Consider the following 14408-nt stretch of genomic DNA (forward strand, 5'->3'; position numbering starts at 1 on the left):
CTAATCAATAATTGTTGTTTGCTGATAATTTGCGTCGTCTGTTTTACCATCTTCTTTATTTATCGTATCTTGTATTATTTTTGTATAACTCACAGGGTATCCTTTTCTGCTTATATAAATTTCAACCCTTCTGTTTTTTGCTCTTCCTTCAGGAGTGCTGTTATCTGCTATGGGACTGTACAATCCATATCCTATAGCAAGGTATTTTGAAGGATGTATAACTTCTTTGTTCTCTAAATATCTCAAGACGACATTTGCTCTGTCTGTCGATAACGACCTGTCTATATCCGTTTTGTCATATTCGACTTCTGCCGTATGACCTGCTATTATAACTTCTTCTATATAATCTTCTACCAATGCCAAGCCTTCTGCCAAGACATCCAATATTGATCTGCCGCTCATCTCTAAAATATCACTGTATCCCCTGAAGGTTACTGCGTCCGAGAATCTAATAAACACATACTCCTCACTTTTTTGAATCTCAACCTGATCCGTTAAATCATTTTCATCGATATATTGCTTTAACATAGCATACAATTGATCCAAATTTGCCTCATCATCTTCCGCAACCGTTTCAGGAGTGGAGTTGTCCTCTTCTGATCCGGATTCTGTTGATATATCCTGCATATGAAAAGCAGCCGGATTCATCTGTTTAGAAAATGCTTCAATAATAGCAACATATTTTTGTGAATCTATTGTTGACATAGCATATAGCATTATAAAAAATGTTAGCAGCAGAGTTACCATATCACTGTAGGTTTCCAACCAGCTGGCGCCGCCGCCGGTATCTCTTTTTTTCTTCCTCGCCATAATTTCCCCTACTTATTTTTAATTTTAAGATTTTGATTTTCTCTTCCCAAATCCTCTTTTTGACTTCTTTTCTGTTCCTTCTTCATCACTTTCCGTCGGTGTTAACCCTCTATCCTTATAAGTTATGTATGAGTTCAATTTTTCTCTTATATATTTAGGATTTTCACCTGATTGTATCGACAGAACACCTTCCATGATAAGCTCTTTGGTAATCAATTCTTCATCATGCTTCGCTTTCAATCTGTTAGATATCGGTGCACATATCATATTTGCAAGAACCGATCCGTAAAAAGTAGTTACCAATGCAACGGACATACCCCTTCCGAGTGCATCCGCTCCCTGAGTCGGATCCATATTGGCAAGCATATTTATAAGTCCGACAAGTGTTCCCATCATACCGAATGCAGGCCCAAAGGATCCGAGAGTATCAAATACCTTCCATGCAGATGCATGTCTCGATTCTATGCAGTCAATTTCATTTTCTATCTGAGCTCTTACTTTAGTCGGCTCAATTGCATCTACTATAAGCATTACGCAATATTTCAAAAATTCGTCCTGCAGCTCTATTGAATTAACTTTTTCTTCTAAAATCAACAAGCCTTTTAGTCTTGCTTCCTTTGCCAGTTCTTCTATCGCATCAATATATAAATTTAGATTGATTTTTTCTTTCTTCATAAGAACTTTCATGTTTTGGGGTATGTCTTTTAAATACTTAACAGGAACCGACATTATGGTAGCCGATATAGCTCCGCCGAATGTAATATACATACTTGGGATACTGACAAAGCTGTTGACAACCTGCGAGATATTTGTACCGCTTTGCATGATTCCATATATCACCAGACCAAATCCGGCAAAAATTCCTATTATAAAAGATAAATTCATTTTGCACCTCTTTGTTATTCAGCAGTTACGCCTCTTAAAATTTTTTGATTGTAATTTATTATTTTATTAACTATTTCATTCTTTGAATCTTTTACTAAATAATATTTACCGGTAGTCAATGTAATTTTTGTTTCCGGAATAAATTCAATTATTTCTATTAGTGTTGCATTTATTAAAAATGCATCTCCGTTTATACCAACAACTTCAACCATATACCCTCCTATTTTTTTAAAAACCTTAATCATAATCATAAATTTTCTGTTTATAATCATGATTAATGCCTCTATGTCAATGGATTGGCAATTGAGTGGCGATTGACTTGCAATGGATTGGCAGTTGAAAAATTATTTATCCACCGCCCATCCATTGCTTATCTATTGCCTGTCTATCGCCTATCTATTGATTATTTATCTCTTCAGGTTAACCAATTCTTCAAGCATCTGATCAACTACGGAAATTATCTTTGTGTTTGCCTGATAACCTCTTTGTGTTATGATCATATCTGAAAATTCATTTGCCAAATCGACGTTGGACATTTCGAGTCCGTACGTAACCAATTCACCCGTTCCCTGTGTTCCGGCTACTTCATAAGTTATATTACCGGTATTATTGCCGGCTCTGTAATATGAATTACCTTCCAATACTAATGCATTGTTGTTAGGAATGTTTGCAATTGCTATTTGCCCTATAACAACAATTTTGTCTTCAGGTACTGTAGTAGAAGGGTCAGTCATTGCGCTTTTTGTTGTTCCGGTAATTGTACCATCTGCATTTATAGTAATATTTTTAAAATTATCAAACTCCTTAATAGTTAATGGGCTTACTGTAGGTGGTGATGCCGTTTTACCTGATTCATAATCCGGCGTATACTCCGGACCCGCGCCATAATCTTCAACATTCCATCCCATTACACTTGCTCCGTTAACATCAACAAGATTACCTGCCTCATCAAATCCTAATGCTCCCAACCTGGTGTATAAAGTATCTCCGTTTGACGTTTGTACGGTTAAATATCCTTCCCCGTTTATATATAAGTCAGTTGACCTATTTGTAGGCGAATATCCTGAAATTGTATGTATTGTATCTATGGAACCAATCTGAGCACCGTATCCAACCTGAGCTGAGTTTGTACCTCCTCTGATTACCCCGCCTATAACATCCGGGTCAGTTGGATTTTTTATCTGTTGGTAGTACACGTCTCTGAATGTAGTTCTTTGTGATTTGTATCCGTATGTATTAACGTTAGCTATATTGTTACCTATTACGTCCATTTTTGTCTGGTGACTTCTCATTCCTGATACACCAGAATAAAGTGCTTTCATCATAATAATTCATTCTCCTTTTTTTTATTAGCTGTATAGTCCATCAAAACGTCCGGACTTTCGCCTCCTAAAAAGGACCGGCTATTTTATTACAGCTCCATCGATATTTGTGAATATATTTTCTTTTAAATCTGTACTGTTTACTGCTGTTATAACCTTGTTGTGCATTGTGCTGATTATGAAAGCCTGATTGTCAATCATTACAAGAACATTTTTTAAGCCCTTGTCCTTTGCCTGCTCAGCCGCTTCATTCAGCTTTTCTGTTACATCGTCGCTTAATTCAATATTCCTTTCCTTAATTCTTTCATTAGCATGTCTGGAGAAAACAACCTCGTTTTGAATTTTTTCGTTTAATATTTCCTTAAAAGCCGAGTTGTTAACCTCTTGGTTTCTGGCGAAAGAATTGGTCTGAATATTATTGTTTAAGCTGCTTATTTTTTTTATGAAATTAATATCCGTCACAATATCACCCTCTTACTCTTGTGTTTCATCAATTTCAGGGTCTTCAGGATCAACAGGGTCTTCAGGATCAACAGGGTCTTCAGGATCAACAGGGTCTTCTTCAATCTGCTTAATTTCCATAACATTTGAGTAAAAATACTCCTTGTCATTTACATACAGCTTAGTCTGACCGCCGTATATTATAACCCTTTGAACGATGCCCTCATCAATAATCAGTTCTCCCTTACTGTTGTAATCTGCAACAACAACACTCTTACCTATAAGAGATGTTGCTTGTCCTTCAATTGCTATTTGTGTTAAATCCGTCATTGCCTGCAACGATGAAAATTGGGCCATCTGAGAAATAAATTCCGTATTTTCCATTGGATTCATTGGATCCTGATTTGTAATCTGAGATACCAGCAGATTCAGAAAGTCCTGCATGCTTAGGCCTTCATTTCCTGTTTGTACATTTAAGTTGTTATTATTATTAACCTGAGTACCGTATCCATTTATCTCCATATTCGCCCTCCTTTACTGATTTATTTTTGCGCTTCTTAAATTGATAAGCTCTGAAAATGTGTCATCATCACTGTTTTTACCGTCTTCTTCATAAAAATAATAATTTCGTCTCTTGTTGTCCTGGTCAAGGTTTTGATCATCCTGATTGTATTCATTATTTTGATTTTCTTTATCGTAATAGTTTGTCAGATGATGCTCCTGACTCGAATCGTTGGACTTAATAACTATACTGACAGTTTCTGATGTCTTGTTTAAAAGCTTTAAAAGTTCTTCCCCATTTGAAGCCAATATTTTCTGCGTTTCTTCATTCAGCGCCTTTACTTCAACTGTCATTTTGTTATCAACCATTGTCATCTTTATGTCCACTTTCCCAAGCTCCTTAGGATAAAGCTCCATTGTAACCTGCTTTACCGTATTGCCGTCTCCTTTATTTGCCTCTGTCAGCATTACGATGTTATCCCTTACCTGCTCCAATACCTGAGATTTTATCTGCGTTGATTCATCGTTTAATTGAATAATTTTGTTATTCTCAGGCGTTATGTTTTTATTGGCATTGGCATTAAGCGTTTCGGCATTGAAGTTAATATCATTTTTCAGCTTATCTCTTCTACCTTCAATTTCTGTAATTAATTTCTCTGCCTGAGGGCTTAACGCAGTCTTTTCATTATGTACTTGCTCTGCATTGATATCGGATGGCTTCATATTGGAATAACTTGTATTGCCATTGTTGAGAAAGCTATTTTCATAAATGCCATGATTTAAGCTTTGTAAATTATTTAACTCCGGCAGCATATACGCATCTGAGTTTGAACCCGTATTTTCAGTTATACCCATGATCTGCGGAGCAATAAGATTAAAATAGTTTTGCATCAGATATGAGCTTTCTAAAATATTTTCCGCATCTGATTTTTCTGTTTTATCGCCATCAGATGTAAAAACATCCGTTTCGGTGATTACTGGATTTATGTCTATATTATTCATATTTAATAAATTCAGGTAATCGGTTCCGCTTCCTGTCAAAAACTCCATAAACTCATTGTTCATTTCTGTATTGTCTGTTATCACGGGAAGCTGATTTAAGCTATTATCCGTCATCATATTTGTCAGCATAGCCAAAAATGTGTCTTTTCCCATAACAGGAGCCATATTTGTGTTCAAATTATTTTGTACTTGATTCAAAACATTGTTTAAATCCATATTTACATTCATATTATCACCTCCTTTCAATTTTTCTGTCATTACTATGAAATTCTTCGGACTGCGTCCTCAGAATGACATGCTATGTTATTACATTGCATATTTGTTTAAAATGCTTTTATTTGAAACAAATTCGTCGATAAATATTTCTTCGCTTTTTATAAATGCTTTTTTGTATTTTTCCAACTCGTTTTCTTTGAGCTTCTCCAAGCTTGATATTTCCATATTGGCATTTATAATTTCATGCCGTTTTGCTTCTATTTTTTTTAAGATTATATTTTTTTCTTCTTCTTTTTTTTCTGTTTGTTTTAAAATATTACCCATGTACATCTTATAATAAGTCATTTCACCCACAGAAACAGAAACCGCTGATTTCTCAATAAATTCATTATTTAGCAGCTTGAATTTTGTTTTGAGATTCTTAATTTGCTGTTCAATAGTATCAAGCTCACGATTCAGATTACCCATCTCAATTTTAAGGTTGTCTAAAACCTGTTCTTTTATTTCTAAAATTTTTTGAAGAGAAAAACTAAATTTTTTCATTGTCTACCCCATATTTTAAGATGCATTGTTCGAATATTTTATTGATTATATTTCTTCCATCAAGCTTAATATTTCATCAAAGGAATATTTTTCACTTACACCTTGGATTAAGAAGCTATTTACTTGGTCGATTTTGCTTATTGCTTCATCTAATTTTAAGTTTGTACCTTTTTTGTAAGCACCGATAGAAATTAAGTCATAATTAGAGTAATAAATCGATAAAATATCTCTTAATTTCTTTGCTTGAGCATTATGCTCGTCTGTTGCTATGTCAATCATTAATCTTGATATGCTTGCATTAACATCTATTGCGGGATAATGGTTTGAGTTTGCCAATTTTCTCGTTAATACTATGTGTCCGTCAAGTATACCTCTTACAGTATCCGAAATAGGTTCATTAGTATCGTCACCTTCAACTAAGACGGTATATATTCCCGTAATCGAGCCGGTGTTAAAATTACCGCTTCTTTCTAAAAGCTTAGGTAATTCCGCATATATGGAAGGTGTGTATCCTCTTGATACAGGTGGCTCTCCGGTAGCAAGCCCGATTTCTCTTTGTGCCATGGCAAATCTGGTTAAGGAATCCATCATCAACAGTACGTTCATGCCTTTATCTTTGAAGTATTCGGCAATGGTCGTTGCCACAAGAGAACATTTAACTCTCAGCATAGCCGGCTGATCCGATGTTGCTACTACCAATACTGACCTTCTTAACCCTTCTTCGCCTAAATCTTTATCGATGAACTCTCTTACTTCTCTTCCTCTTTCACCCACAAGAGCTATAACGTTTATATCTGCTTTTACATTTTTAGCAACCATACCGAGCAATGTACTTTTCCCTACGCCGCTGCCGGCAAATATACCCATACGCTGACCTTTACCTATGGTCAGCAGTCCGTCTATAGCTTTTATTCCGAAACTCAAGCTTGAATCGATTCTTGGTCTCGATAAAGGATTTATATACTCATTGTCAACATAACAATATTCATTGCATGTAAATTCTTCACCGTCATCAATCGGTTGTCCTGTTGCATCGACTATTCTGCCTATCAGAAAATCTCCCACAGGTATTTTTAATTTGTGCTTTGTAGATTTGACTGTATTGCCAAGACCTATACCCTTTATATCCTCATAAGGCATAAGTAATACTCTTCCGTCATTAAATCCGACAACTTCGGCACGTATTGTTTTTTCTGCTTCATCAGTAGATATCTCACAAACTTCGCCTATTTTATACTTTTTCCCGGTTGCTTCTATCATCATGCCGGATATTTTTTTTACTTTTCCTATGTATGTACTGAAGTCATCCTTTGTCAGTGCTTCCTGAAAATCTTTTATCTTTTGGTTAAACCGCATTTTTATTTAGCACCATTTCTTTAAGATTTTTAAGCTGAGTAGTAACACTCGTATCCACTATACCGTCCGGCGTTTCAATTATAGCACTGCCTTCTTCTAATTCTTCTGAAGCTTCAATTACTACATCACTTGATATTTTATTCAAATCATTAATTAAATTTTTATCTGCCTGTATTGATATAGCATCATCTTTTGAAGAAATATATACTTTTACCCATTCAACGTTTCTGTAATCCTTTATGACATTTTTAATTAAGGATAAAGCAATATCTTTCTTATCGCTTATTTTTTGTCTAATTATTTTTTCAGCTATGTCGAAAGCCAAAAGAGTTAAATCCTCTTCATATTCAGAGATTATTTCTTCTTTTTTATTTTCAACTAAGGATATCATTTCGGTTAATTCATTTAATTTAGTTTCATTTTGTTTGCTAAGTTCTTCCTGAATTTTAACAAAGCCAATTTCATATCCTTCTTTATATCCATTGTTTTTACCAATCTCTAATCCTGCGTTATATCCTTCTTCATATGCTCTTTTTTTGCATTCAACCGAATCAAATTGAGCATTTCTTTTGGCTGTATTTATTATTTTTAATGCTTCATCTTTAGCTTCCTTTAAAATAACCTCTCTTTGGTTATATATTTCATATAAATCTTCCTTGGCAGAACATAATGTCTCAGCTTCTTTATGCTCTTCAATATTATTAATACTCTTTTTCCGATTATCAAAAATCACATATTCGGCTTTAATTATATTAGACAATAATATCATCCTTTCCGCCTTTTGCTATAATCAGCTCTCCTTCTTCTTCCAAGCGCCTGATTACAGATACGATTCTTTGTTGTGCTTCCTCAACGTCTCTTAATCTTAAGTTATGAGTGTATTCCAACTCAGATTTAATTGTATCTCCCATTTTAGTCGACATGTTGCTGAATAACATATCCGCAACTTCTTTATTTGATCCTTTGATAGCATATACCAGATCCTTACTGTCAACTTCACGAAGAAATCTTTGAATACTCATTGAATCCATTGTAACAATATCTTCAAATACAAACATTCTCATTCTGATTTCATCAGCAAGCTTTGCATCCTTCTTGTTAAGCTCATCAAATATGTATTTTTCATTGCCTCTGTCCATATTATTCATTACGTCGGCAACATAGTTTACTCCGCCTATTTCTGTAAAGTCTACGGATATTATAGAATTGAATTTTTTTTCTAATTCCTGCTCAACGTATTTGACTATTTCCGGAGATGTACGATCCATTTTTGCAATTCTTTCAACCACATCAATTCTTTTTTCCTTCGGAAGCTCCGAAATAACCGCAGATGCCTGATCTGCTCTGGCATATGATAATATTAACGCAATTGTCTGCGGATGCTCGTTTTGTATAATCGTCAATAAATTTTTATAATCTGCCTTCCTGATAAACTCAAAGCTCTTGGTTCTCAATGTCTTGGTTACTCTTTCCAATAAGCTTGCTGCAGTTTGAGAGCCAAATGCTTTTTCAAGAACATTTCTTGCGTATTCAAATCCGCCTTCCGTTATTACTTTTTGCGTGAGACACAATTCATAAAAATCCTTTAATGTCTGCTCCACCGTATGGGGACTTAAATGCTGCAACCTCGATATTTCATAGGTTAATTGTTCTATCTCATCTTCTTTCAGAAATTTATATATTTTTGACGCATCATCGGCACCAAGGGATATAATAATAGCTGCAGCTTTTTGTTTTCCTGTTAATTTAGTTTCTGCCATATTATTCATCATCTCCCTTTATCCACGTTCTGATAAGCTGTGCGGCTATTTCAGGATTTGCTGTTGTGAAATCCTTAAGCTGCTTTTTAATTACCTGCTCTTGTGTTTCCTGAACTTTTATTTCATCTTGAATATCTGACCATGAATAATCATTTGTTGCAGCTGCTTCAGCATCTGCGGCAGCAGCCAATAGTGCTTCTTTTTTCTTTTTCCTTCTTCTCAATATTATACTCAATATAAATGATAATACTGCTAAAACAGCTAAGGCTATGCCTCCGTAAATCAGTATATCTCTTAATTGCAAGTCCCCTATAATGCCCGGTTCCGGTGTTATAACAGGAACTGAAGGAGCTTCAGGATCATAGAATACCATGTTATGTAATGCAATATCTTCCGTTTTAATACCGACTGAAAAAGCTATCAGTTCTTTAACCTCCTGCTGCTCTTCATCCCTCATGCTGGCTCTGTTAATAACGGCAGCAACCGTCAGACTTTCTATTTTGCCGGGATTATGTTCAATTTGCTCTTTGAGCTGGCTTACCAGGTAATTAATTGAATTTGAATCTCTGAAATATATGTTATCTCCTTCAATTACTACACCAGGATACGTCGGAACTTCCGCATTTGTTTCAGTTCCCGGAATTCCGCCCACAGTCTCTCCCGGTCCCGTTATTTCTCTTTCGTTTTTTGTATCGCTGGGAACTCCTGTATTTGTTTCTTCATCAGGCAAATATTGCAATAGCTCGCTTATTTTTTTATCGAAATTAATATTGCATTTTGCTGAAACCTTAACATTTTCAGGACCATATATTCGAGCCAAAAATTCCGTTACATCATTAACCGTTTCTTTTTCAAATTCTTTTTCAATTTGTAATTTCAGTTTTATGGTATCAGTTTGCTGCATTTCATCGCTGACAATTAAGCTGTTACCTTCAGTATCTATGACAGCAACATTTTCTTCTCTCAAACCCTCAACACTTTTTACCACTAACTGCATTATACCGTTTGTTTGAGATTTTGTTAAAGAATGACCGTTAGCAAGATTAATTTTAACCGATGCCGATGATTCCTCTTTATTTGTTTCCCATGCAAAATTCTTTTTTTCGGGAAGGTTGATTGTTACTATAGCCTTTTCAACTCCGTCTATGGTTTCTATGGATTGCTGCAATCTTTCCTGCAGCTGAAAAACCTCATATTTCCTTTTCTCATAATCAGTAGTCATAAAATCTATATTTTGAGTAAACACATCATAATTGGTGCCTGTCTTGGGATGGCCGGATTGAGCTAACTGCATTCTTAATTTGCTTTCCTGGTTTTCCGGTATGAGTATAGACCCATTTTTTTCATATTTGTAATCTACACCGCTTTCTTGAAGGAGCTGCATTACTTCTGCCGATTCTTCTTTGTTTATATTATTAAAAAGTACTACATAATCTTTTTTGTTTAATAAAAAAGTTATTATTATTGCAGTTAATAATAATGCAGCGAATCCTCCAATTATTAACTTTTTTCTCTTGCTGCTTTGCTTACCCCAAAACTCTACAATACTTTTCCATATATTTTTAAATTGCTCTGCCATCTATAGCTCCTAAGGTTATGCAAGTGAGTTTACTTAAACACCCATACGCATTATTTCATTATAAGCATCTAATGCCTTGTTTCTTAACTGTATAACCAAATCCAAGGACATTTCAGCTTTTTTAGTATTGATCATTAAATTATGTAAATCATCGCTTTCTCCGACGGAAAGCTTGTAAATATCTTCATCAACTTGTGCTTCGGCATCCACGTAGTTATTAAGTGCACCCTCAAAAATAGATTTAAATAATAATTCATTCTTTTCTTTAGAATTTGAAGATTTTTGCAAATCACTTATTTCGCCGATTCCTTTAATCGGCCTAATTGGTTCTATAAACATTATTACCTCCCTATTTCCAATGCCTTAACTGCCATTTGCTTCATAGTGTTAAGAGCAGTTATATTTGCTTGATATGCCCTGTAGGCCTCCATAATATCCACTGTTTCTTTTAAGGAATCCACATTCGGCATCCGTACATATCCGTCTTCGTCTGCATCCGGATGCTCAGGATTATAAACAAGTTTAAACTCGCTTTGATCTTCTATAATTTCTGTAACTTCAACTCTGCCGGCTTCATATTCATTGATATTCTCTATAAACATATTCTGAAAATTATTGACTGCCGAAAGCACTACCATTTTCCTTCTGTAGGGCTCGCCGTTTTCTGTTCTTGTAGTATCTTTATTAGCGATATTTTCCGAAATTACATCCATCCTTAATCTTTGAGCCGTAAGTCCGGAACCGCTTATGTTTAACGATTGAAAAAAAGACATAATAGACCTCCTTAGCTATTTTTTCCCTTCGGATATTACTGATTTTAATTTAGAAAAATATGAATTCATTTCTGATACTGTATACATATATTGAAATTGTGTTTTTGCAAGCTGGAGATTTTCTTTTTCGATGTCCACGTTGTTACCGTCAAGGCGCAATGACAGATTGTCATTTTCGTCAACGACAATTTTACTGGATTTTATTTGATTGTTTATTTCAGATATGGTTTTATCGTAACGATTTTCCATATGTGATTTTAAGAAGTTCTCAAAATCTACATATTTACTCTTATACCCCGGAGTTGAATAGTTTGCTATATTCTCCATAGTTACCTGTTGTCTCAGCCATAAACCGTCTAAGCCTTTGCTTAATAAATTTAGATTCGTACTGTTATTAAATTGCATTTTATTACCCCTTTTTTTAAAAATTTGCATAAAAAATATAATTTATGTCCGTTGCCAAGCGCCACAATAAATTATATATATATATGCATAACATTTATATAGATATCATTGGCAACTGGCTGCCTTAGAAAATTCCTTAGGCCCTATAGCTTTGTGACACTGCCTTTCGACAGCTTTACCTTTTCAATTCTTAAAATATTCTTAAATCTAAGAGCATTATAATGCAAAATGAGACAAATTGCAAGCTTTTTTGACAAAAAATATTGAAAAATCAACATTTTTTTATTCGGATAATTATGCATTTTTTTAAATGTATAATTATTAATCAAAAATAGACTTATTTTTTTATTTTTCCTTCAAAAATCAGTAAAAAAATAACAATGAGCACCATAAAGGATATTCATTGTTTGTCGGTTTTTTAACAATTTTTTATTCAATTTTTTACATAAATAATAAAATCAAGCATAATATGCAAATAAAACCTTGAAAAATTTATTTTTTATTTGCACTCTTAAGCTGACTCTTTAAATATTTTAGACTGTTTTTGTCTATTTTTTCTGAAGCTGTCTTATTAAATTCAAATGTTTCTTTAAGTTCTTTTCTGATAACTTTTATTTCTTTCGGAGCATTTATTGCTACTTTCACTTTGTCCTGTGAAATTTCCGAAATTATTATTTCAATATCATCTCCGATAAGTATCGATTCTGAAACCTTTCTTTTTATTACTAACATTCAGCATCCCCCTCATCTACGATAAAATTGTATCTGAGTGGATAATCATTTTGCAGTATTACCTGCTTCGCTTCTCTTGTACTTGGATTTATTGCAATAGGACTCTTAAGGTTAACTACGGATTCTTTGATATTTTCTTTAATAATAGCAATTACCAAATACTTCAAATCAGCTTCGTTGTTGACCTTTAGTTCATTTAAATCGTCTTCGTTTAAGTAAGGAGCGTACTCTTGTATAATCGAATATGGATCAATTAATACAAATGATAAATCTGTATCCGACAGAGATTGCAAAAACATCACATCATCTTCGGGACTGTCTTTCAATATGACATATTCCTTGTACTGTTCAAACCCGTACATGCCGGTGACAAATTTAATTACATCATTATCGTTTACCGTGATTTCATCGAAATCCCTCGTTTTTATATTTCTGTTTTTATTATGCAAATGTATCTAACTCCTTATAATTAGGATTCGCACTTGGCGGCACAAAAATTGGGGTACCTATATAATTAATTTCAATTTTTGGATATTCCTTAACTATGAATTCTATGCTTCCCGGTATAAAATTAATGGTTGACCCCCCCACATTCCAATCGAAATCAAGGTCATCCATTTTGAAATTCATTGAAATTCCACCTATTTCCCATGAAATGTCAGGTCTGACTTCCGGAGCAAATCCAATGTTAAAATCAACATCACTGATAAATTTCTTCATTGCTATTTCAGGTATCGGATTTTCCATGATATTAATGTCCAGCATCAAATTGCCTTCTTTGGCATATGTGGCAGTTGCCTGATATCCTGCCTGAACACCTCTTTTTGCAAAATCCTGTACTGAACGCATGACACTTTTTATTCCCGCTGAATATCTCGCTTCTACTGTATCAATGTTCAATTTCGTAGGCTTCATTTGCATATCAAATCCGCCCTTATGTCTTTTCAGCTCAAATGTGGCATTGGTTGTAGCTATTTCATATCTGGCTTTATTGATTTTCATTTCAAATGACATAGGAATTGTTCTGATTTCTAAAAGTGGTTCCATACATTACACTCCTTTTTATTTCATAAAATCTATAAAACTATTTTGGAGGATTTTATTGCCCATTGCCAATGCTGCGTTGTATGCATATTCCTGCATCTTGAAGTCTACTATCGCCTCCGCAGGATCTACCATCTCTACCTCTAACAATTTTTTGTTTAAATTAAATTGGTTATCTTCATTACGTACCTCCAAAAAATCCAGGTAATTCGTTTTTGCGCCGATATCCGTTACGGCTACTAACACATTATTTTTTTGTTTTTCAAATCTTGCTAAGTAAGGTGAAATATCATTTAATGAAAAATTAGGATCTCTTAATTCATCTTTAATATTTCCGATTAATGTGTATATATTGTTTGAAATACCATCTGTTTCTCCATATCCCATAAAACTGATTCCTGACATTGACATGTTAAACACGGTATCTTCATTTAATTTATTACCATCAAACGTCATTCCCAGGCCAAGGTCCACGTATGCTTTTTCATTAGCCAATTTTTTTAAAACTTCTAAAGCTTCATCTGGATCTGCGGGATTTCCATCCTTGTCACGTCCGGTATTGACATTAACGCCCTTGTAATACAATTCTCCTCCATCAACTGTAAACGGCAGCACGTCCTTGCTTGTTCCACCGAAAACGTATCTGTCTTCGAATTGAGCGTTAAGTGAAGTCAATATGGATGCCTGAAGATTTTCAAGCTCTTTCGCTATGGCTTCTCTTTCCTCCGTTCCCATCGTACCTGTTATACCTCTTAGATATAGCTCATATGTGGATTTTATGTTTTCGCCTATTTCCGTCATGTTTGTTTCAGCGGATGTAAGGAAGGAATTTACGTCCTTGACATTGATATCATATTGCTCAGTTTTTCTGTATTCTCTTCTTAATTTATATGCCTTTATGGCAGATATAGGATCTTCCGAGCCTTTGAAAAACTTTCTGCCGGTTTCCACTCTTTCGCTCAAATAATTCATTTCATTTGCAGATTTATTTAAATTTCTGATGTATCTGCTGGACATCATGCTTGTTGTAATTCTCATA

At 34.5% G+C, this 14408-nt stretch carries 19 protein-coding genes and 1 riboswitch; all 19 genes read right to left on the bottom strand.

All coding sequences use genetic code 11. From position 1 onward, the window contains the following. The 19 genes from RT412_RS07410 to RT412_RS07500 all read right to left on the bottom strand — a co-directional run bounded on the left by RT412_RS07410 (window position 1) and on the right by RT412_RS07500 (window position 14407). Window positions 1-810, bottom strand: a complete 810-nt coding sequence (locus RT412_RS07410; RefSeq protein WP_313341574.1) for a flagellar motor protein MotB — start codon at window positions 808-810, stop codon at window positions 1-3. Window positions 811-834: 24 nt separating this feature from the next. Continuing rightward, window positions 835-1695 (bottom strand): MotA/TolQ/ExbB proton channel family protein, encoded by an 861-nt coding sequence (locus RT412_RS07415; RefSeq protein WP_313341577.1) that lies wholly within the window; start codon window positions 1693-1695, stop codon window positions 835-837. 14 nt (window positions 1696-1709) lie between these two features. Next, window positions 1710-1907 (bottom strand): flagellar FlbD family protein, encoded by a 198-nt coding sequence (locus RT412_RS07420; protein WP_313341580.1) that lies wholly within the window; start codon window positions 1905-1907, stop codon window positions 1710-1712. A 195-nt stretch (window positions 1908-2102) separates the two neighbouring features. Continuing rightward, window positions 2103-3020: a flagellar hook-basal body complex protein gene (locus RT412_RS07425; protein ID WP_313341583.1), complete on the bottom strand. Its 918-nt coding sequence runs from the start codon at window positions 3018-3020 to the stop codon at window positions 2103-2105. Window positions 3021-3098: 78 nt separating this feature from the next. After that, a complete protein-coding gene (locus RT412_RS07430; RefSeq protein WP_313341586.1) occupies window positions 3099-3479 on the bottom strand; it encodes a TIGR02530 family flagellar biosynthesis protein in 381 nt (126 codons plus the stop codon). A 12-nt stretch (window positions 3480-3491) separates the two neighbouring features. After that, window positions 3492-3980, bottom strand: a complete 489-nt coding sequence (locus tag RT412_RS07435) for a flagellar hook capping FlgD N-terminal domain-containing protein (protein WP_313341589.1) — start codon at window positions 3978-3980, stop codon at window positions 3492-3494. A 12-nt stretch (window positions 3981-3992) separates the two neighbouring features. Then, on the bottom strand, window positions 3993-5189 hold the full coding sequence (locus RT412_RS07440; RefSeq protein ID WP_313341592.1) for a flagellar hook-length control protein FliK: 1197 nt from the start codon (window positions 5187-5189) through the stop codon (window positions 3993-3995). Window positions 5190-5267: 78 nt separating this feature from the next. Next, window positions 5268-5720 carry a flagellar export protein FliJ gene (gene fliJ, locus RT412_RS07445; protein ID WP_313341594.1) on the bottom strand — a complete coding sequence of 151 codons (453 nt, stop codon included), beginning with the start codon at window positions 5718-5720 and terminating at the stop codon, window positions 5268-5270. A 45-nt stretch (window positions 5721-5765) separates the two neighbouring features. Continuing rightward, window positions 5766-7076 (bottom strand): flagellar protein export ATPase FliI, encoded by a 1311-nt coding sequence (gene fliI / locus RT412_RS07450; RefSeq protein ID WP_313341597.1) that lies wholly within the window; start codon window positions 7074-7076, stop codon window positions 5766-5768. Next, the gene (locus RT412_RS07455) at window positions 7066-7836 is read right to left on the bottom strand and encodes a FliH/SctL family protein (RefSeq protein ID WP_313341600.1); all 771 of its coding nucleotides are present in this window, start codon (window positions 7834-7836) and stop codon (window positions 7066-7068) included. Before RT412_RS07455 ends, fliI begins: the two co-directional genes overlap by 11 nt. Beyond that, on the bottom strand, window positions 7829-8836 hold the full coding sequence (gene fliG, locus RT412_RS07460; RefSeq protein WP_313341603.1) for a flagellar motor switch protein FliG: 1008 nt from the start codon (window positions 8834-8836) through the stop codon (window positions 7829-7831). Before fliG ends, RT412_RS07455 begins: the two co-directional genes overlap by 8 nt. Window position 8837: 1 nt before the next feature. Continuing rightward, window positions 8838-10415, bottom strand: a complete 1578-nt coding sequence (gene fliF, locus RT412_RS07465) for a flagellar basal-body MS-ring/collar protein FliF (protein WP_313341606.1) — start codon at window positions 10413-10415, stop codon at window positions 8838-8840. A gap of 33 nt (window positions 10416-10448) precedes the next feature. Next, window positions 10449-10754, bottom strand: coding sequence for a flagellar hook-basal body complex protein FliE (gene fliE / locus RT412_RS07470; RefSeq protein ID WP_313341608.1), 306 nt, complete (start codon window positions 10752-10754; stop codon window positions 10449-10451). A 2-nt stretch (window positions 10755-10756) separates the two neighbouring features. Beyond that, entirely contained in the window at window positions 10757-11188 is a 432-nt protein-coding gene (gene flgC / locus RT412_RS07475; RefSeq protein WP_313341611.1) for a flagellar basal body rod protein FlgC, read from the bottom strand. Between the two features lie 15 nt (window positions 11189-11203). Further along, complete coding sequence (flgB, locus tag RT412_RS07480; RefSeq protein WP_313341614.1) at window positions 11204-11593, bottom strand: flagellar basal body rod protein FlgB; 390 nt, start codon at window positions 11591-11593, stop codon at window positions 11204-11206. Window positions 11594-11700: 107 nt separating this feature from the next. Then, a riboswitch (cyclic di-GMP riboswitch) is annotated at window positions 11701-11783 on the bottom strand. A gap of 302 nt (window positions 11784-12085) precedes the next feature. After that, window positions 12086-12325: a carbon storage regulator gene (locus RT412_RS07485; RefSeq protein ID WP_313341616.1), complete on the bottom strand. Its 240-nt coding sequence runs from the start codon at window positions 12323-12325 to the stop codon at window positions 12086-12088. Further along, the gene (gene fliW, locus RT412_RS07490; protein WP_313341619.1) at window positions 12319-12774 is read right to left on the bottom strand and encodes a flagellar assembly protein FliW; all 456 of its coding nucleotides are present in this window, start codon (window positions 12772-12774) and stop codon (window positions 12319-12321) included. The genes RT412_RS07485 and fliW overlap by 7 nt, the downstream gene beginning before the upstream one ends. Further along, on the bottom strand, window positions 12767-13372 hold the full coding sequence (locus RT412_RS07495; RefSeq protein WP_313341621.1) for a DUF6470 family protein: 606 nt from the start codon (window positions 13370-13372) through the stop codon (window positions 12767-12769). The genes fliW and RT412_RS07495 overlap by 8 nt, the downstream gene beginning before the upstream one ends. A 15-nt stretch (window positions 13373-13387) precedes the next feature. Beyond that, the gene (locus RT412_RS07500; protein ID WP_313341624.1) at window positions 13388-14407 is read right to left on the bottom strand and encodes a hypothetical protein; all 1020 of its coding nucleotides are present in this window, start codon (window positions 14405-14407) and stop codon (window positions 13388-13390) included. Window position 14408 lies beyond the last annotated feature (1 nt).

The organism is Sedimentibacter sp. (assembly GCF_032080165.1).
Taxonomy (GTDB): Bacteria; Bacillota; Clostridia; order Tissierellales; family Sedimentibacteraceae; genus Sedimentibacter.

Coding starts and splice junctions, on each gene's coding strand:
- fliE (WP_313341608.1), bottom strand. CDS start 10,754: ATGTTTATAGAACCAATTAGGCCGATTAAAGGAATCGGCGAAATAAGT.
- flgC (WP_313341611.1), bottom strand. CDS start 11,188: ATGTCTTTTTTTCAATCGTTAAACATAAGCGGTTCCGGACTTACGGCT.
- RT412_RS07435 (WP_313341589.1), bottom strand. CDS start 3,980: ATGGAGATAAATGGATACGGTACTCAGGTTAATAATAATAACAACTTA.
- RT412_RS07495 (WP_313341621.1), bottom strand. CDS start 13,372: ATGGAACCACTTTTAGAAATCAGAACAATTCCTATGTCATTTGAAATG.
- RT412_RS07410 (WP_313341574.1), bottom strand. CDS start 810: ATGGCGAGGAAGAAAAAAAGAGATACCGGCGGCGGCGCCAGCTGGTTG.
- RT412_RS07415 (WP_313341577.1), bottom strand. CDS start 1,695: ATGAATTTATCTTTTATAATAGGAATTTTTGCCGGATTTGGTCTGGTG.
- fliI (WP_313341597.1), bottom strand. CDS start 7,076: ATGCGGTTTAACCAAAAGATAAAAGATTTTCAGGAAGCACTGACAAAG.
- fliF (WP_313341606.1), bottom strand. CDS start 10,415: ATGGCAGAGCAATTTAAAAATATATGGAAAAGTATTGTAGAGTTTTGG.
- fliJ (WP_313341594.1), bottom strand. CDS start 5,720: ATGAAAAAATTTAGTTTTTCTCTTCAAAAAATTTTAGAAATAAAAGAA.
- RT412_RS07500 (WP_313341624.1), bottom strand. CDS start 14,407: ATGAGAATTACAACAAGCATGATGTCCAGCAGATACATCAGAAATTTA.
- RT412_RS07485 (WP_313341616.1), bottom strand. CDS start 12,325: ATGTTAGTAATAAAAAGAAAGGTTTCAGAATCGATACTTATCGGAGAT.
- RT412_RS07440 (WP_313341592.1), bottom strand. CDS start 5,189: ATGAATGTAAATATGGATTTAAACAATGTTTTGAATCAAGTACAAAAT.
- fliG (WP_313341603.1), bottom strand. CDS start 8,836: ATGGCAGAAACTAAATTAACAGGAAAACAAAAAGCTGCAGCTATTATT.
- flgB (WP_313341614.1), bottom strand. CDS start 11,593: ATGCAATTTAATAACAGTACGAATCTAAATTTATTAAGCAAAGGCTTA.
- RT412_RS07420 (WP_313341580.1), bottom strand. CDS start 1,907: ATGGTTGAAGTTGTTGGTATAAACGGAGATGCATTTTTAATAAATGCA.
- RT412_RS07425 (WP_313341583.1), bottom strand. CDS start 3,020: ATGATGAAAGCACTTTATTCTGGTGTATCAGGAATGAGAAGTCACCAG.